General features: G+C 36.8%; 14 protein-coding genes. 3 read left to right on the forward strand and 11 right to left on the reverse strand.

What is annotated here, in order from left to right; all coding sequences use genetic code 11:
• Positions 1-3: 3 nt before the first annotated feature.
• The 4 genes from CPS_RS16700 to CPS_RS16715 form a co-directional block, all read right to left on the reverse strand.
• Positions 4-1,011 carry a cupin-like domain-containing protein gene (locus CPS_RS16700; protein ID WP_011044488.1) on the reverse strand — a complete coding sequence of 336 codons (1,008 nt, stop codon included), beginning with the start codon at positions 1,009-1,011 and terminating at the stop codon, positions 4-6.
• A gap of 9 nt (positions 1,012-1,020) precedes the next feature.
• Entirely contained in the window at positions 1,021-1,752 is a 732-nt protein-coding gene (locus tag CPS_RS16705) for a SapC family protein (protein ID WP_011044489.1), read from the reverse strand.
• Positions 1,753-1,880: 128 nt separating this feature from the next.
• Positions 1,881-4,865 (reverse strand): TonB-dependent receptor, encoded by a 2,985-nt coding sequence (locus CPS_RS16710; RefSeq protein ID WP_011044490.1) that lies wholly within the window; start codon positions 4,863-4,865, stop codon positions 1,881-1,883.
• 732 nt (positions 4,866-5,597) lie between these two features.
• Positions 5,598-7,112, reverse strand: coding sequence for an MFS transporter (locus tag CPS_RS16715; RefSeq protein WP_041737112.1), 1,515 nt, complete (start codon positions 7,110-7,112; stop codon positions 5,598-5,600).
• 381 nt (positions 7,113-7,493) lie between these two features.
• Here CPS_RS16715 and bglX point away from each other — a divergent pair, with 381 nt between their 5' ends.
• From bglX to CPS_RS16730, 3 genes are all read left to right on the forward strand, one after another.
• Positions 7,494-9,716, forward strand: a complete 2,223-nt coding sequence (gene bglX, locus CPS_RS16720) for a beta-glucosidase BglX (RefSeq protein ID WP_011044492.1) — start codon at positions 7,494-7,496, stop codon at positions 9,714-9,716.
• Between the two features lie 75 nt (positions 9,717-9,791).
• The gene (locus CPS_RS16725) at positions 9,792-11,540 is read left to right on the forward strand and encodes a glycoside hydrolase family 3 protein (protein WP_238383554.1); all 1,749 of its coding nucleotides are present in this window, start codon (positions 9,792-9,794) and stop codon (positions 11,538-11,540) included.
• Positions 11,541-11,706: 166 nt separating this feature from the next.
• Positions 11,707-11,994, forward strand: a complete 288-nt coding sequence (locus CPS_RS16730; protein ID WP_011044494.1) for a hypothetical protein — start codon at positions 11,707-11,709, stop codon at positions 11,992-11,994.
• Positions 11,995-12,295: 301 nt separating this feature from the next.
• On the opposite strand, the gene CPS_RS16735 is transcribed toward CPS_RS16730, so the two are convergent.
• From CPS_RS16735 to CPS_RS16765, 7 genes are all read right to left on the reverse strand, one after another.
• Positions 12,296-12,622, reverse strand: a complete 327-nt coding sequence (locus CPS_RS16735; protein WP_011044496.1) for a YbaB/EbfC family nucleoid-associated protein — start codon at positions 12,620-12,622, stop codon at positions 12,296-12,298.
• Positions 12,623-12,775: 153 nt separating this feature from the next.
• Entirely contained in the window at positions 12,776-14,923 is a 2,148-nt protein-coding gene (gene dnaX / locus CPS_RS16740; protein ID WP_011044497.1) for a DNA polymerase III subunit gamma/tau, read from the reverse strand.
• Between the two features lie 29 nt (positions 14,924-14,952).
• Positions 14,953-15,498 (reverse strand): adenine phosphoribosyltransferase, encoded by a 546-nt coding sequence (gene apt, locus CPS_RS16745; protein WP_011044498.1) that lies wholly within the window; start codon positions 15,496-15,498, stop codon positions 14,953-14,955.
• 116 nt (positions 15,499-15,614) lie between these two features.
• The gene (locus CPS_RS16750; RefSeq protein ID WP_011044500.1) at positions 15,615-16,010 is read right to left on the reverse strand and encodes a response regulator; all 396 of its coding nucleotides are present in this window, start codon (positions 16,008-16,010) and stop codon (positions 15,615-15,617) included.
• A gap of 154 nt (positions 16,011-16,164) precedes the next feature.
• Positions 16,165-16,848 carry a DUF1456 family protein gene (locus tag CPS_RS16755; RefSeq protein ID WP_011044502.1) on the reverse strand — a complete coding sequence of 228 codons (684 nt, stop codon included), beginning with the start codon at positions 16,846-16,848 and terminating at the stop codon, positions 16,165-16,167.
• Between the two features lie 211 nt (positions 16,849-17,059).
• Positions 17,060-17,485 carry an HvfA family oxazolone/thioamide-modified RiPP metallophore gene (locus CPS_RS16760; protein WP_041737113.1) on the reverse strand — a complete coding sequence of 142 codons (426 nt, stop codon included), beginning with the start codon at positions 17,483-17,485 and terminating at the stop codon, positions 17,060-17,062.
• A 195-nt stretch (positions 17,486-17,680) separates the two neighbouring features.
• Complete coding sequence (locus tag CPS_RS16765) at positions 17,681-18,976, reverse strand: tetratricopeptide repeat protein (RefSeq protein WP_011044504.1); 1,296 nt, start codon at positions 18,974-18,976, stop codon at positions 17,681-17,683.
• Positions 18,977-18,980 lie beyond the last annotated feature (4 nt).

The following is an 18,980-nucleotide window of genomic DNA, read 5'->3' on the forward strand; positions in this document are numbered from 1 at the left end:
TTACTAATAGCGTAAACGTTTAATTAGGTAATCTTTAAACTTTCGTAATGCTTTTTCACTTTGAGGATTGAGCATCCCTTTTGCATGTTCTGGAATGTGATCTAATGGCGTCGCTTCAAAAATATAATGTTTGAATAAATTGAACCAAATATCTTTTTTATCTTTTGGCAAGTTCCTAAGCGCCATAACGGCATAAAGCAAAGCGTTACCAGACTCATCAGTAAGATGGTCGGTGGATGACCACCAAAATGTGGTTAACAAATTAAAATGTGCTAAACCTTCAACATGGTGCCACCACATACTGGGTAAAAATAGTGCATCACCCGCTTCTAATTCCCCAACTTGGGCATGTGCTAATGCTTGTTTGAACTTAGGGTATTTAATAAAATCGGATTTTTTAAAGTCAACTAGGCTTATTGATTGTCCCGCAGGGGTGAAATCAAGTGGGCCAATATAAAGGTTTTCAATTTGTTCTGGTGGGAATAACGTAAAACGTCTTTTGCCATAGATATTACAGGCTATATTATTAGGTACATCGTAATGGGCAGGTATTGTACTTTCATTGCCCATCCACATATTCATAGCGGGTGATTTACCTGCTATATGAATATTGTTTTCTTTTCTTAAGTTGGGGAAGTATGCATCTACAGGTGTTGTACCCATATAATAAAGAGAAGGAGGTGTATCACCTTGGGACTTATTTATTTGTCCAAACAAGTCTGCTAATGACATTTTATAGGCTTTGCAGTTAAGCGCTGTGAGTGCTTTGTTATAGAATATGCGCCCGTCAATATCAGGTGTTCCGCAACCAACGACTAAATCTTGGCCACTAGCATATTTCAAAAGATAACGTTGTAATGCGGTTTCAGATTCTTGCCCTTTTTTAACCATGGGCCAATCTTTAATAAAGCCCTTTAAAATAAGTGGCTGTTTTGATTCGATTATAAAAGAAGGAACATCACAAGCAGATATACCCTCTACACTGGCAATTTTTTTAAGAGTTCCTAACATTTTATTTCTCTACGTTGTTTGTAATAACTTGTTTTTTCTTTTGATTAAATCACCCATATTTAGAAGTGATGCTATTGCCATATAGAGTGGTTTTAAAAAGCCTTTCTGACTTAATTCAGCCAGCTGTTGAGATGTTAAGTTATTTAATGATTCTTCATTGATAGTATAGAATCCAGATAATCTATTATGACTTTTATCGTTAAGTTCTATATCAAAAACAAATTTTTCTAGTAAGTTATACTCATTTAAGAAGTTTAGAAAATCTTGACTCTCTGCAAAACCTTTATCTATCTCTCCCAAAACGTCGCCTATATGCTCTATAAAAGGAGTGTTTTGACCAAACTCTGTGAATATGCTCTCACCTCGTTCTTTATTAATTCTAGGACTATCGACATCAAGGTGGATAACTCTTTGTTTTTGTACATTGCCATTTATTTCTTGGTTCTGAAAACCAATTAAGAAAGGTTGTGCCTTAATTGTATGAGGAAGGTAACCACAATCCCAATCGCCATTAGTTAAAAATAAATTTTCTTTCTTTTCCAAGCCAAGTAGTGCGTATGATTGAAATTTTTCTGTTGCTTCATCTTTATGAAAAACAATAGGATAATAAGCTTGAATATCATAAAACTCATTAGGAAAGGTAAGTGTAAGCATTATATTATCGCCTAACTCAGAGCTTCTTTGTGTATCAACCTTTAAGTTTCTATGTTGTTCATTATTCAACATTTGATGATTTGACATAATTTATCTCTTTTTTATTTGAAATATTACGCATAAACAATTATCTATATACATTAAAGCATAGACATATTTAGTTTTAATTGATAAAAAACCGCCCAATGGCGGTTTTTTAAATTATAAAGACGTCGTTAGAAAGTATAGCGAGCGCCGATATTGTAACGAGGACCTGATTGAATAGCATTTAACAGTTCGTTTCTGCTACGGCTATACATACGTTGAGTTTCATCCGTTATGTTAATTCCTTCAAAAAACACAACTAAGTCTTCATTGATGTTATAACTCGCATTGATATCAATTTGTGAGTATGACTCATTGATGCGCGGGTTATTAAGGTTGTTGTCTGTTTTCACTAAGAATTCATCACGCCAGTTATAAGCGATACGAACTTGTATGCCATTTTTATCGTAAAATGCGACTAAGTTGGCAGTATCACTTAAGCCAGGAAGGGCAAATTGACTGTCAAAAACGGTTGGGTCATATTCAGCATCACTATCTACGAAAGTTAAGTTGGCTTGTATACCAAAGCCACTTTCAAGTGCATGTTGGAAAGCTATTTCAAAACCGTCGATAGTAGCATCACGCTCATTAAATGGCACCGTGACATCAAACTGAATTAGTTCATCTTCGGCAACAGAGTGTATTTGCCCTGTTGTGGTTCCGCTTGCGTCTACGCCGGTTATGGTGCTTGACTCTGGATAGTTATCAAAAATATATTGTCTAATGGCAGTATTGTCACTACTACCTACGGCAGCCATAGCTTCATCAAAGCGAGGTCCACTTGTAGGACTTCTAAGGCCGAATAATTCACTTTTATTTTTCGTTGTGCCAATGAAGTTTTCTATATCTTTTCTAAAATAACCTACAGACGCATAACTTCCTTCGTCAAAGTACCATTCTAATGATAAATCAACATTGACAGACTCAAAAGGAATTAAGCCCGGATCACCACTGCTAGCTGTCGCAAAACCTTGTCTGATTTCACCAATACCAACACCACCTCGAATATTATTGTAGGTAGGTCTTGAAAGTGTTTTACCGAATGAGGCTCTTGCTACCCAATCATCATCAATCTCTAAACTGATATCAAGGTTAGGTAAAAAGTTATTATAATCGCCATCAAAGTTAGTAAAGGCGCTTTCTCCAGTATCAACTGTTGCAAATTCATTGTTAGAAACCCAATCCACACCTGTGTATGCAGGTACCATTGCGCTTGCTTTAACATCAGTTTCTTCATAACGGAAACCCGCAGATATATCTAAGGGCATATCTGCAATTTCAAATTCCATATTTATTTGAGCATAAATAGCAGTATATTCTTCTGATATAAGTTCATCAGTTGTCCATTGATCATTCACACAAAAACGATCTGCGCATGGCCAAATACCAGGTGAAACTTCGTTATTACTATTAGCTGGCGCAGCATAAGAAGCTACTTCATTCGATGCATCGACAAAACTAAAATTGTAAAACAAGTCAAAAAGGTCAATTGTTTCTCCTGCTGCGTTAGTCCCTGTACTTGGTAAGTTATCTAATTGAGAGGAGCTGCTACCCGGCGTAAACAAACTATCGGTAACATCATCTACACTGCCTTCACCGCCCCAAGTATCTCGCTGAGCAGTCATAATCGAAGCTCTAATATCATTCTCAGTTTTTGAGATACCAAAATCTACACTCGTGATAACACCCTCATCAAAAACGTATTGCCCTCTTAACTGAATTTGAGACAAATCATTTTCAAATTGGCTGTTTCTTAAAGAACTACCTGTTGTAATTAATTCAGCGGGACTGCCTGTTAAACCGTCCAATTGTGAAATAGACATTACAGGGAAGTCAGGCCTAAAATCAATCGTGGTACTCTGACGAGAGTTAACGGCATACTCCATAGTTGAGCTATTACCGTAAGGGCTATCTGCTTTCGATTTTGCTGAAGAGTCGTGATAATCAAGTTCAAATCTTAGGTTATCAGTAGCTTGCCATTCTAGATTTAAACCAATTGATTCATTTTTATTTATTGAAGCATCTGATGACGTAGAGAATGATAAATCAGGACCTGCGCCTGAATGCCAAACAACAGGAGAGTGGTTTGTGCCTGTTGTAAATTCATTTAAGCTGCCATCAATAGTTTCACCTTCCCAAAACCAAGCACCAATGCCGTTTGATGTAGACTCAACCGTTTGTTCTGAAAAAGTATAATCAGCAGTAATAGTGATGCGGTCACTTGGAGCATATTGAAAAACAAGTTGTCCATTATCTCTGGTGCGATCAAATTCGGTAAAGTTGTAACGAAATTGTTGTGGACGGTTGAATGTATCACCATCTTCCCAGTCCGTATTATTGATACCGCCATTCCAGCCGTCAACGGGGGCAATGGCTTGAGTATGCCATTGCGGAACAACAGCCTCTTTAGTTGCACCATTTCTTTCTTGGTGACTAAATGAAATACCAAAACCAATGGTATCATCGGCAAAAGTATTACTATAAAGACCTGAAATTTCAGGGGTGACGCTATCACCTTCGTCAGTTGACTGGTCCATCACAGCTTTGACCCCAAGAGACGCTTTTTGTCCTGGTGTATTAAGTGGTCTTGCTGTCAAAATGTTGATAGTTGCACCGATACCGCCACTTGACACTTCTGCTTTAGCAGTTTTATAAACTTCTACACCGCTGACAGCTTCAGAAGCAAGATTAGCAAAATCAAATGAACGAGAGTTACTAATGACGGTAGATTCAAGGTTAGACGAAGGCATTTGACGGCCATTTAAAGTGACTAAGTTGAAGTCTGGACCTAAACCACGAACAGTAACTTTAGAGCCTTCACCGTTAGATCTGTCAATCGATACACCAGAGATGCGCTGTAATGATTCAGCTAAGTTAGAATCAGGAAATTTACCCATATCCTCTGATGATATAGCATCAACAACACCTTGTGCGCTACGTTTGATATCCATCGCTTTGACTAAGCTACTGCGGATACCTGTGACAGCTATTACTTCAACATTTTCTTTATCTTTTAAACTTACTTCTTCTGCTGATAGTGCAGGTAAAGCAGTTGCTCCAAGTATCAGTGACAAGCTCGTTGCAATTCTTGTTTTAGTAAATGTTTTCTGGATCATATTAGTTCCCCTTGATGCTATTTATTCAACACCTTATAATTTATGCGTAAACGAATGTGTTCTCTGAGCTGACACTATTTTTAATAAAATAATAGTCATTAATACAATAAATCGTACATATTGCCCAAATATGATACTACTCTTTCAAAATAGAAAACCTATGCCTTTACGCTCAAACGCCCCCTTTTACAAGGTAAAGTGGACTAGTTAAAAAAAGGGCATTTACATCTATTAAGCCCCATATTTATCCCTGTCGTTAAATTTAAAAAGTCATTGATTATCTTTGGTAATACTTTTTAGGATCGTGCCAATGTTAGTACTATGGTGAATAATATTGAGGTTAGATGGAATGTTTTCGCTGTAAACTTAGGGGGTATTAAGTTTACGCTTAAGCTTTTCAATACATTTTGAATGTATTATGGGGACAGAGTTTATGAGTGTTTCAGTAGAGATAACACAGTGATTGTTCTATTGAACAAGTAGAAATGAATACATATACCCGTTACCATTCAAGATGCATGTTGCTCAAGCGCTTCTATGATGGGCTTAAAATAACTTTATACGTCGTTAAATAATCAAAGCATAGAATGACTATGCTTAAATTATCTTCCTTGCCTAAAGTCATTTTAATTCCCACTGAAATCCTGCACTTTGATTGGTAACGGGTATAGTTAGTGTGATTGTTATAACTGCATACCCAAGTGACTTTGAGTATGCATTATATAAGAAGCTTTACGATGAAGGATTTAATTCAACGTTCTGTATAGGTTCGTCATCATCGACGGTCATTTTTCCACGTCGAGCTTCTAGAGCTTCTCGCACTTCACGCGCTTTATCTTCAGTTAATGGATAAGCCATTATCATCCAAATAGCGATTAACGAGGTTATTATCGGGATAATCACGTCGCATAAACGCATGAAGAAAATAGTGTCTGCTGACTGTTGGCCTGCTAATGCAACATCAAATCCTGTCGCATTGAGTAGAAAACCACCTGCAGCGAGTGCTACAGCCATTCCGAGTTTTACAACCCACCAATAAATTGAGCCAAACATTCCCTCTCGTCTTTGTTTAGTATTCAATTCATCAAGATCACATACATCTGCAACCATAGATCCCATTAAGGTGAACAATCCACCTAGACCAAAAGCAATAAAAATTGAAGGGATTAACAACAACATCGGACTTTCTGGTGTATAGCAAACCCATTTAAGTGCATAACCAATAATAGAAACACCTGTCGAGAAAAAGAAGGCATTACGTTTTCCCATTATGGTAGATAGTTTAGTGACAAGAAAAATAACACAAAATGTTGATATTGCTGACACCGTTCCAGCCCAGCCAGCAAATTCAGCACCTAATGATTGATCACCACCAAAAACATAATAAATAATGACGTAAGTTTGAAACGAAGAGACCAACATAAAACCGTTAAATACTAGAAAGGTTGCAGCGCATAAATAAAGAAATGGCTTAAATTTAATGGTTGTTAAAAAGCCCTTGATAAAGTCCTTGAAGCCAGCTGGGAATTCTTCGTTAGCTTCATTTTTATCACTTGAGCTGACATTCAAACTTTCTTTGTTTGTTTTTTCTTCTTGATGTTTTGAACGTTCTTTCAAAAATATAGCGGGTAAAATCCCAACACAGACAGTAAAAACGCCAATAATAATAGCTAACCACCCTGCTCCTTCAATCATATCTTCAAATAACATATCATTTTGCATAAACCATAGGAACCAAGGAGCCACTAACCAAGCCATTTGTCCCATGAAATTTTGTACCGCCATGAGCCTAGTTCGTTCATGATAATCAGGCGTTAACTCATATCCCAAAGCTACCCAAGGTGTTGCAAATACGGTATAAGCTAAATAAAAAATGATTGAACCAATCAAAAAGAACCAAAAATAAAAATTTTCACTTTGATCTCGGGGAAGTTGCCACAGTAAAGCAAAAATGACTGCAGCTGCTATAGCGCCAAAGAAAATATAAGGCCTGCGACGACCCCATTTTGATTTAGTGTGGTCAGAAATATAGCCCATTAAAGGATCTGTTATAGCATCAGTTAATCTAGGCAAGGCACCAATAAGACCTACCAAAACAGGGTTCATCCCTAAACCAAGATTCAAGACAATAAGCATACCGCCAATCGCAGCACCCAATAAATTATTAACAAATGCCCCTAAGCCATATATGAATTTTTGAACAAACGGAATCTTATCTCTATCACTTGTTTCTACAGTATGGGCCATATTTTTATTCCAATATTAATTTTTATGAGTGCTATGCTAAAATTACACCTTGTTCTCCGAGCATAATTGAACAAAAAACACATTATATAGATAAGAAAAATACTCAATACTAAAACGATGAGATGACCTTCAAAAAACGGTGAAATGGTCAATAATGCTATTTAATACAAATATGAACACCTAGAAACGTAACGCCACTATCCCTAAAAAATCTTTTTAAAGTCCAGATAATCTACTGATAAGTCCACCTTGTCGTATTTAACTTGTATCCTGAATTATTAGTAATAATGTAGGTATATAGCTTCTCCTAACATACTTACATACGGAATAATATTTTCATCCGTAACAACGCAATCCAACAAATAAATTTAAGGGAAGTAAATGCTATCAAAATCGTGTCAACAAGTTCATGAGTTAAATTTTTCGGATGTAGAATCTGAAGTAGTTACACTGCTATCGAGAATGACTATCGAAGAGAAAATTGGCCAAATGAGTCAACTTTCTGGAGATGGATGTATTGTGTCAAAAAACTTGCGCAAGGCGGTCATAGCTGGACATGTAGGTTCTATTCTTAATGAAGTGGACCTTGACACAATTAACGAGTTACAACGGATTGCTATACAAGAATCACGACTAGGCATACCATTATTAATTGGTCGAGATGTGATTCATGGCTTTAACACCATTTTTCCCATACCACTTGCTCAAGCCGCAACATGGTCGCCAAAAATTGTTGAACGGTGCGCTAAGATTGCTGCAATAGAGTCTTCAAATAGTGGTATAAACTGGACCTTTGCACCCATGATCGATATTGCTCGAGATCCTCGTTGGGGGAGAATTGCTGAAAGTCTAGGAGAAGACCCATATTTATGTAAGACCCTTGCAAACTCAATGGTAAAAGGGTTTCAGGGTGACAGTTTATCAGACACAAATTCAATTGCTGCTTGTGCTAAACATTTTGCAGGCTACGGAGCAAGTGAAGGTGGAAAAGATTACAACACAACTAATATTCCAGAAAACGAGCTACGCAACGTTTATCTCCCCCCATTTAAAGCGATAGCCGAATCCGGAGTTGCCACATTTATGGCATCTTTCAGCGATTTAAATGGTGTACCAGTCACAGGAAATAGCTGGCTTTTAACGACTGTACTCCGCGACGAATGGAACTATTCTGGCCCTGTAGTCAGTGATTGGGAAGCCGTTCCACAGTTAGTCATACATGGATTTGCCTTCGATGATTATGACGCTGCAGGTAAAGCATGTACTGCGGGGATCGACATGGAAATGGCCAGTGATTGTTACTTGAAACACATGAAGCATTTAATGAATAATAACGTTATCTCCCTAGATAAAATTGACAGTGTTGTAAAACGAATACTCACACTGAAATTTAACTTAGGGCTTTTTGAATCTGCCATTACATCCCCAAATCAACCATCAAATAGTTTAAATACAGACCATCTAAGCATTGCTAAAGAAGCAGTAATAAAAAGTTGTGTCTTGTTAAAAAATGATAATCAAATATTACCCATAGCTAAATCGACAATTAATACCCTTGCGGTAATAGGGCCTCTTGCAGATGATGGTTATGAACAAATGGGCACGTGGGCTTTTGATGGTAAAGAAAACCAAAGCCATACGTGTTTGAATGCATTAAAAGAAGTAGCCAGAAACGCATTTAATATAAACTATGCTGTAGGGATGGAAACCACGCGTTGCAACCATCACGACGGTTTCGCTGAAGCGATTGATACAGCAATAAATGCAGATATAGCGTTGATGTTTTTAGGTGAAGAAGCTATTTTATCGGGAGAAGCTCATTGTCGGTCGAGCATCGATTTACCCGGTGCTCAGGAACAACTGATTAATGTAATCCACGCAACGGGGACACCTATTATTTTGGTGATAATGGCTGGAAGGCCCATTACTTTGGAAAAAATCATTTCAAAAGTAGATGCCATTTTGTTTGCATGGCACCCAGGAACAATGGCAGGTCCTGCTATCACTGATTTATTGTTTGGGGTAGAAAGTCCGTCAGGAAAATTACCGGTTACCTTTCCTCGAACGGTTGGTCAAATTCCACTTTATTATGCACAAAAAAATTCTGGCAGACCCCCCATTGATGAAAAATTTATTAATATAGATAATATTAAAATGAGAGCGCCACAAACTTCCTTTGGTATGACTGCAACCTATTTAGATACTCATTTCTCTCCATTATTTCCTTTTGGCTTTGGCCTATCCTATAGTCAATTTTGTTATACAAAGATCAAATTAAATAATAAAGTGATTCCTATGGGGGGCGCTGTTGAAGTAAGTGCAACGATTAACAATGTTGGTAATTATAATGCAGAAGAGGTAGTTCAACTCTATATTAGAGATATTGTTGGTAATGTAACTCGCCCTATAAAAGAGCTTAAGGGTTTTCAACGAATCACTTTAGGAAAAGGTGAAAGCATGGTAGTCACATTTAAACTACACACTGATGAACTTGCGTTTTATAACCAACAAATGGAATATAAACCCGAAGCCGGACTATTCCATGTTTGGATCGGCGGGGATTCAAGCACGACGCTAAAAACAGAATTTGAAGTGACAGATTGAGAAATTACTGGATATAAAAATAATATGCACTCATTACTTAATAACTTAGTGGTAAAAACTAAAGTGGATGAACTAATGTCAAATATGACATTAGCACAAAAAATTGGACAAATGACACAAGCTGAACGGCAAAGCTGTACGCCCGCAGAAGCAAAAAAGTTTCATTTAGGTTCAGTTATGTGTGGTGCGGGCTCTACCCCTGGGGAAAACAAACTTAAAGATTGGTTAACAATGGCTGACAGCTATTGGCAAAGCTCATCAGTAAAAGATGCATGTCATCATGGCATACCCTTACTTTTCGGGGTAGATGCTATTCATGGTCATAATAACCTTTGTCAAGCCACTATTTTTCCTCATAATATCGGCTTAGGCGCTGCTAACGATCCCGCACTGATTAAAGAAATAGCCATCATTACCCGTAAAGAAGTATTGGCCAGTGGCCTTGACTGGACCTTTGCACCAAATCTTGCGGTTGCAAAAAACCAGCATTGGGGTCGGTTTTACGAAAGTTTTTCACAATCACCCGATATAACTAATAAATATGTCAATAACATTATTACGGGACTGCAAAATCAACTACACACCGAAGGTATTCTCGCTTGTGCAAAACATTGGGTTGGCGACGGAGCAACGTCTTACGGTATTGATCAAGGTGATGCCAAAATTTCGTGGCAAGTGTTAAATAAAACTCATATAAGTCCATACATCACAGCGATTAACTCGGGAGTGATGACGGTCATGGCATCGTTCAATAGCTGGAATGGTGACAAATGCCATGGCCATAAGTTTCTACTTACTGATATTTTAAAAAAACAGCTTAAGTTCTCTGGTTTTGTCGTCTCCGACATGAACGGCATTGACTATCTTTCAGACGATTTCTACTTATCAATTGCACAAGGCGTAAATTCGGGCATTGATATGTTTTTGGTTTCAGAAAACTGGAAACAATTTATTCGATACTTAAGTAACCACGTAGAATTAGGGACAGTATCAATTTCAAGAGTTAATGACGCTGTACGTAGAATTCTTACAGTAAAAGTCGCAATGGGCTTACTTGAAGCCCCTAAACCAAGTAAACGAAAATGGGCAAATGATAATAGCTTTGGCTCTATGGAGCACAGAGAAGTTGCACGTAAAGCCGTTAGAAAATCACTCGTTTTACTTAAAAACCATCAAAACACACTACCTTTAGATAAAGCGGCACGTATTTTAGTAACAGGAAAAAATGCTAATAACATTGGTCATCAATGTGGTGGATTTACAATAGCTTGGCAAGGTGTTTCAGGAAATGATGAGTTTGAGCAAGCAACATCGATATGGCACGGTATTAAAAAAATTGCACCTAATGCGTTTTTAAGAGAACAAGTTGAACATGTAAATGCAAATGATCACGATGTTGCTATTGTAGTCATTGGTGAAACCCCCTACGCTGAAGGATTTGGTGATATTAGAAATGACGATAATCTTATTATAGAAGCAGGATCACAAATAAATGGTCAAATTAATGTTTCAGAGCCTTATGGTAGCACGATAGAATTACAAAGCTTACACTCGGAAGATTATGCAACAATTAAAGAACTTACTGATAAAGGATTACCTGTCGTTGTCATTTTAATATCGGGTAGAACACTAATTATTAATTCAGAACTTGAAGAGTCAGCAGCATTTGTTGTCGCTTGGTTGCCTGGTACTGAAGGACAAGGAATTAGTGATGTTATATTTGGAGATGTTAATTTTCAAGGTAAACTATCCTTTGATTGGCCTAAAAACACCGTAACAAGCTCTTTGCCACTATTCCCTCAAGGTTTTGGATTACATTATTAAAATCAAGTAAAAGATCGTTGTCAGAGACAACTTAATGCCAACCTCTAAAGCACCAATAAAATAAGCCAATAATCCCGATATTGTAAATTAATATTGTGGAGTATGTCACAAAGTACCACCAACCTGCTTAATACCTAAGGAAAACTGGACACTGGCAGTAAGAGTTATGTCAGATCTTTTTGCTAAACGAATGGGGAGAGAGCTTATCTCTAAAGAGATAGGTAACATTATTTCTTATAATTACGTAAGAAATAGCTCTGCTATGCCTATTTCACCTTATTATCCCAGCGTACTCTCAAGTAGAATATTTCAAAAAATAAATGTACCAAAGAAATCAGCATTTCTTTTTATTCTTAATGCAAAATTTATTCATGTCAACTTGAAATCAAGCAAAGAGCTACTGTTCAGTGATGCTGAACAATATGAAATTATTATTTTGAGCCAAGTTCAATGAAAATGGCAGGAAACAATTTTGGCACAGTAAATGGGGTATAAAGACAGAGGATTAATAAAAAAATATACGGGGGAATCGATTGACGATGACGAACCAGATTATATTAATCAGATAACTAATAAACTCGGCCAACTAAAGTAATTAGATTGTTACTACAGATTTTCCATCAAAAAAACTCAAGAACCTCTCGAGCTTTTTTATTGGGTTAGAAAGAGCTTTTGAAATGAACTAAATATTGTCCCCTCTTCCACTTTTTAGCTTTAAACAACTATTAAACCACTGTTATATAATGGATTTATATTTAAAACGGCATTTTCATCCCTGGTGGTAATTGCATACCGCCAGTAAGTGCGCCCATTTTATCTTTATTTTGCTCTTCAACACGACGTACAGCATCATTTACAGCAGCCGCTAGTAAATCTTCAATCATGTCTTTATCATCTTCCATTAAGCTGTCATCAAGCTCAACTTTACGAACACTATGACTACCCGTCATTGTTACTTTCACCATACCTGCGCCTGCTTCACCAACAACTTCCATTTGCGCTAGTTCTTCTTGCGCTTTAGCCATTTTAGCCTGCATTTGTTGGGCTTGCTTCATTAAGTTACCCATTCCGCCTTTCATCATTTATTCTCCAATATTTCTAAGTAGACTGTTTATAAATTATATTTAAATGCTCAATGTAAGTATTTTACCTGAAACACTGTAAGTTTTGAAATGAATTTATTCTAAAAGAATAATGGCAGTTCCAAAAGAAACGTTCAAAGTTATCATTCAACATTAGCGAGGTGAAATACTCTCTTCATTCAAACTTGCTTGAAAAGTTTCTTGCAAGGCAATCACCACGGCATCTTCTTTTAATAAAGTCTTAGCGTACTCTAGACGCTTATCATTAATTTGACCTTGAATTTGATATGGGTCGGCAACCGTTTCTTCCACAATATCAAGTGTAACCGTGATTTGTCTTGCTAAGAATTCACAAATAGCGCTCTGTAAATGTTGATGAGCGATTTCAGTACTTAAATGTCTAGTTGCCTGATCTAGCTTAAGAATCAAATTATCATCAGTAGATTTTTCACTGATTGTTGCATGTATTGCTAATTGACGAATACGCGCGGTAAGCTGCATTGAATCGATCATATGCGCCCATTTATCAACTTGATTCGCTTTTGTTACTTTTGCGGGATCTATACTATCTTGATGAAACGGTAAGTCAGGTTCTGGCGCAATGACCAAGCTTTCAGTTGATACAACTTGAGGCTTAACTGTAGCGTTAACACTGTCCTGAGTTTTATTTTTACTATTGTCTGCCCTATTAGGTTGACGCAGAGTTGCGTCACTGGACTTTTTTGTTTGCTTCTCCAACTCTTTCTTTCGACTACGTAGCATATTCCGAGTCGCGAGCACAGAGCCTACCGGACTATGGATACTAAGTTGCCCTACTTGTTCATTGGGCACAATGGGCGCTGTATTTTGTTTTTCTTTATAACTTTCTACCACAGGCACTTGTTGTGGAGCTTTAACTTCTTGAGAAACCACATGCTGCGCTGGGGTTTGATTTAATGAGTTATTCTCACTCTGTTTGAGTTCATCAGCTTGTTGCTCAATGGCAAGCATTTGCTCATTTAACTCAGTTTGTTGAGTATTGTCCGTAGCAGCAGCGGAGTCACTAATATCCACTTCAGCAAAGCTCTCAACAACGGCCTCTGTAACCGCTGCTTTAGCTATGTCAGCATTATTTGAAAGAGTTTCAGTGGTTTTTGACAAGTTATCATCATCGAAGCTAATCGCTGTGTTTTGCTCAATATTATCTATAGTAGACTCATTGGTAAGCTGTGACTTTTGCATTGGTTTAAAAGCAAATAGTCGCAACAACGTCATATCAAAAGCAGCTTGTTCGTCAAAAGCGTACGGTAAATCTTTTCGGCCATTAAGGCTTATTTGGTAATAAAGTTGAACGTCTTCAGCTGACATGGCTTGACTAAACTTTTTCAATAAAGCCAATAAGTCTGCCGGTAAATCAAAAGGTTGCTCAACTATTTGCATTAGAGCTATTTGATGAAATAGTTGAATTAATTCAGCAAATAAACGGCTATAACTTGGCGCATAAGAGGCTATCTCTTGAGATAAAGTCATCAACGCTTGGCTGTCTTGTTTTAGTAAAGTAATCACCAACTGGTAAACCCAGTTTTGATCTATACCACCGAGCATCTGTTGAATATTAGTTAAGTTAATATGACCTTGCCCTTGAGCAATAGCCTGGTCGGTTAAACTTAATGAATCTCGCATACTGCCACGAGCAGCTTTAGCTAATAACGTCAGACAACCTTGCTCGTGACTCACTTGTTCATGAGAAAGTATTTCAGCAAGCTTATCTTCAATTTGTTTGACAGTTAACGCTTTTAAATGAAATTGTAGACACCGTGACAACACTGTAATAGGTAATTTTTGAGGATCTGTAGTCGCTAAAATAAATTTAACATGCTCAGGTGGCTCTTCTAACGTTTTTAGTAACGCATTAAAGCTATGACGAGATAACATATGTACCTCATCAATCAGGTAAACCTTAAATCGGCCCCTACTAGGTGCATATTGGACGTTATCTAGAATTTCACGGGTATCATCAACTTTCGTTTTAGAAGCCGCATCTATTTCCAAAAGATCAACGAAACGCCCTTGGTCGATATCAATACAGGCATCACATTTTCCACAGGGTTTATCTGTTATTCCAAGTTCGCAATTTAGACTCTTAGCAAAAATCCGTGCAATAGTCGTTTTACCAACACCTCGCGTACCCGTAAAAAGGTAAGCATGATGTAAACGCTTTTGAGATAAAGCATTTGCAAGTACATTGACGACATGTTCTTGCCCCATCAATTGCTGAAAGTTCTTTGGGCGCCATTTTCTTGCTAGGACTTGATAACTCATATTAAATTACTTTTAGATGCTTGGATAAACTATTCACCTTGATATTGTATCAAAGAATAAGGAGTAATATTTAGCTCTGCAAGACGTTCCTCTCCACCTAAATCAGGTAAAGAGATAACAAAACCTGCTTCTTGCACTTGTGCACCTAGACGGCGAATTAGTTTAGTTGTCGCCTCAATGGTACCACCCGTCGCCAATAAATCATCAATAATCAATACATTATCTTCAGGGGTTAATGCATCTTGATGAATTTCTAGAATATCTTCACCATACTCTAACTGATAAGCTTGAGAGTAGGTAGGACGGGGGAGCTTCCCTGGCTTTCTGACCGGAATAAAACCAATATTCAAGGCTAACGCTAACGGCGCACCAAAAAGGAAACCACGAGCTTCTGTGCCAACGATTTTAGTAAAGCCTCTACCTTTATATTTGTTTTCTAAAAGCTCCATTACAAGCTTAAAAGCTTCGGCGTCTTCTAATAGACTAGTAACATCACGAAACATGATGCCTTCAACAGGGTAATCTGGAATAGTGTGGATTGCATTGATAAGTAGTTGTTGCTGTGTTTTATTCATAATACCGAGGTAAAACCAGTGGTACTGGTTTCTAAAAGTAAGTTAATAGATAGATATGCTGAGCATAAAACAATTTCCCTACTTTTTATAGCGATAAAACGGTTAGTCAGGCAAAATTATGAATTAGCTTGCCGTGTATCACTCTCAAAGTGAGTACCAGAAAATTCAGATAAAATGGTAAGGAACTGTTCTTCATTAATTGGTTTATCAATTATCTTATCGAAAAGGCTAAATTCAACTAAATCCTTAAGTGTGTGAGAACCTTGTGTAGTCATAAAAAAAACAGGAACCGACGAGGATAACTGATTAGCCTTTAGGTTTTTAGTAAGTTGTACACCATTCATCAACGGCATTAAATGATCAATGACAAAGAGTTGATAGTTTCCTTGTTGTGCTTTCCCTAATGCGTCTAAACCATTAATGGCTAAATCAACATTGTGTCCTTGTGAAATGATAAGCGCTGCAAGCTTTTCTTGAACAGTTTTATTATCATCTACAACTAATATATTCATATACAACTTTTAAATTTTCGAAGCTAATTTGGCGCGAATATTACCCTATAATTATTTGAGTATATAGGGCTAACGTAGATATATTACGTAACAAAATGATCGTAATGTAACGTCAAATTAGCACAAACGTATTGTTTAGATGCCAATACGGTATTTATTTGGACAGCTTAAGCTTTTGACGTTTGGAATCGGTAGTACTCTTTGGGTTAACATAAATATTACTTGCATTAGGTCTTGCACCTTCAACCCAAGGTGATGCCGGTGCAGCTTTATTGGCTTTCTTTTTAACGAAGTCTTTTTTGTTATTACTCGGTTTTGAGTTACTTGCCGTTACTTTAGGAGCTGATGATGTAGTAGGGTTCGCTATTTTACCCGTTCTTTCAACATGATAAGTTTTATCTATAGCATGTAAAAGATTTCGTAACACTTGATCTTTACACTCTCGATAGTGCTGATGGTCAACTTTACGTGAAAAGGCACTCAATTCGGGCTTACTGATTCTAAAGTCAACACTTTCTAATAATGAAATTATTTGTTCAGCTTGTAGGTTTAGTGCAATTTTTAGTTTAGTCAAAATGATATTATTTGATAAACGTTTTTCAGGTATCGCCAAAGGTCCAGGTTTTTTACCGCGCTTTTCATTGATAAAACCATTTAAAAATACAGCTAATTTTGTATCAAATAAGGCGACAAAATCACTATCGGTGTCTTTTTTCAGCCACTGACTGACTTGCTCACGACTTACTTCTTCACCAGCAGAGGCAAAGATCGCTACCATTTGTTTATCATTAAAGTTAAAGGTATAACGCAACTTGCGTAAAACATCATTATTATTCACGGTAATTTCCAATACATAAGCACAATGAAGCCATTATACACGCTAAGGCAATGGCTAACCTATATGTTATTAAAATACTTACCTAGGACAGGCCTACGTCAAAATATAAATAGTTAGCTCAAGTTAGATAAATAAACATTAAGACATTAGCAGGCAATAAAAAACGGGCAATGGCCCGTTTTTTGAATCTTAGTCATTTATGAGAGGTTGATTAACCACCACATTTTTTACTTTTATCTTTTGATTTACCTTCGCCACATTTACCTTCACCACATTTACCTTTTTTGGCGTCTTTCATTTTACCTTCGCCACATTTTCCTTCACCACATTTAGCTTTTTTGGCGTCTTTCATTTTGCCTTCGCCACATTTTCCTTCACCACATTTAGCTTTTTTGGCGTCTTTCATTTTGCCTTCGCCACATTTTCCTTCACCACATTTAGCTTTTTTGGCGTCTTTCATTTTACCTTCGCCACATTTTCCTTCGCCACATTTTCCATCTTTATGGTCAGTAACTATAGTGACTAACTCACCTGAAGCAAATGGATTTGACTCTGCTTTAGCAATATTACTAGTGAAAAGGCCAAAGGCAAGTAAACTCATTACCACTGCAATTGATGATTTCTTAACTATATTCATAATTTATTTCCTTTTATCTGTGCTTATTTTGAATTGATCTCATTATTATTGAGATTTAGTTATATGACTTTTAACATAGACCTGCAAGTGTTAATAAAAATTTCAACTATCTTGTATATTATGCAATAAAAAGCCAGTTATCATTTTAAAAAGATAACTGGCTTTTTTAATCACTTCTATTTTAGTTAATAATAACTAAATAGTGACGTTTTTGCGTCTTGCTGTATCAACAATAAAGCTTTTCCAACCCTTTGCAGACTTACGTGCACTAGGATCTTTCATTGCTTTTTGAATTGCTGCGTATGCCTTCTTATACTTCTCTAAATAGAAATATGATTCTGCAATACTCATATGAATACGACCTTGGTTAGAAACACCAAGTTCAATAGCTTTATTCAAAGCAACAATTGCCTTAGAAAATTGCTCATCTTGCTTTAACAACATACCTTGTTTGCGATAATGCTTTGCATCACTAGTCATTTTGGCTAATTCACCATAATAACTTGCCGCTTTATCGATATGTTGTGCAGAATGCCAAGCATTAGCCAACGTAGAGATATTTTTATCATCACGTTTAACTAAACCAGAAGCGATGTATTTTTCTAACAACTGGGCAGCCTTATAAGGCGCTTCAGTTTGAGAGTATAAACTCGCTAATGTTTTAATTTGACTTTCTTTATCCAAGTGACCAAGTTTATAAGCTAAATCCAGCGTTTGAACTGCCTTATCATAATCTTCAATCAGCAAATAAAACATTGGTAATTGTGTCCACCACTGCTTATTTTCTGGAAAAACTTGTATTACTGTTTCTAAAACCTTTACAGCTTCTTTATACATTTTACGTTCATAGTAAGAAGTAATTTTTAAGATGTATGGGTTTTGATTTGGTTTATCACCAAAAGCAGCAATCGCTTTATCCGCAGGCTCAATAACCTTATCTAATTGCTTTAATGAGTAGTACGCATTTGCAATTTTGACGTAGGTTGGACCATCGTCTTTACCAGAGAAATCCATCCAGGCATAAAAACTTTTAAGCGCGCCTTTATAGTCTTTGGTTTGCATCTGCATATCACCCAATAACTTTAAAGATTCACTTTGATCAACTTCATTAAGAATATCTGGTTCTAAGGCTTTCTTAAGATATTCAATAGTTTTTTGATCATTGTCACCTAACGTTGCATACATAACAGCAACCATACGCGAAACATAAGCTTTGTCGTATGGTTTTGAAGCCTCAATATCCAACAAAATAACTAGAGCACCCTTGATATCATCAGCACTATAAGCTTCAAAAGCCTTTTGTACTTTTTTACCAACACGAGGGCCAACTAATTGTGTAGGACGTTTCTTCTTCTTCTCAACCTTCTCGGCACCAGCAGCTTCTGCATAATTTGCAAAAGGTGCTTGCGCAACAAGTAGTGAGGCAACAACAACAAGAGAAGTTGATAATTTTTTAAGTTTTAAATTTTTAAACACTAATTTATTAAACATAACT

Source organism: Colwellia psychrerythraea 34H (genome assembly GCF_000012325.1).
Taxonomy (GTDB): domain Bacteria; phylum Pseudomonadota; class Gammaproteobacteria; order Enterobacterales; family Alteromonadaceae; genus Colwellia; species Colwellia psychrerythraea_A.

Coding starts and splice junctions, on each gene's coding strand:
- apt (WP_011044498.1), bottom strand. CDS start 15,498: ATGAATAAAACACAGCAACAACTACTTATCAATGCAATCCACACTATT.
- bglX (WP_011044492.1), top strand. CDS start 7,494: ATGCTATCAAAATCGTGTCAACAAGTTCATGAGTTAAATTTTTCGGAT.
- CPS_RS16735 (WP_011044496.1), bottom strand. CDS start 12,622: ATGATGAAAGGCGGAATGGGTAACTTAATGAAGCAAGCCCAACAAATG.
- CPS_RS16700 (WP_011044488.1), bottom strand. CDS start 1,011: ATGTTAGGAACTCTTAAAAAAATTGCCAGTGTAGAGGGTATATCTGCT.
- CPS_RS16715 (WP_041737112.1), bottom strand. CDS start 7,112: ATGGCCCATACTGTAGAAACAAGTGATAGAGATAAGATTCCGTTTGTT.
- CPS_RS16730 (WP_011044494.1), top strand. CDS start 11,707: ATGTCAGATCTTTTTGCTAAACGAATGGGGAGAGAGCTTATCTCTAAA.
- CPS_RS16710 (WP_011044490.1), bottom strand. CDS start 4,865: ATGATCCAGAAAACATTTACTAAAACAAGAATTGCAACGAGCTTGTCA.
- CPS_RS16725 (WP_238383554.1), top strand. CDS start 9,792: ATGTCAAATATGACATTAGCACAAAAAATTGGACAAATGACACAAGCT.
- CPS_RS16705 (WP_011044489.1), bottom strand. CDS start 1,752: ATGTCAAATCATCAAATGTTGAATAATGAACAACATAGAAACTTAAAG.
- CPS_RS16760 (WP_041737113.1), bottom strand. CDS start 17,485: ATGAATATAGTTAAGAAATCATCAATTGCAGTGGTAATGAGTTTACTT.
- dnaX (WP_011044497.1), bottom strand. CDS start 14,923: ATGAGTTATCAAGTCCTAGCAAGAAAATGGCGCCCAAAGAACTTTCAG.
- CPS_RS16750 (WP_011044500.1), bottom strand. CDS start 16,010: ATGAATATATTAGTTGTAGATGATAATAAAACTGTTCAAGAAAAGCTT.
- CPS_RS16765 (WP_011044504.1), bottom strand. CDS start 18,976: ATGTTTAATAAATTAGTGTTTAAAAATTTAAAACTTAAAAAATTATCA.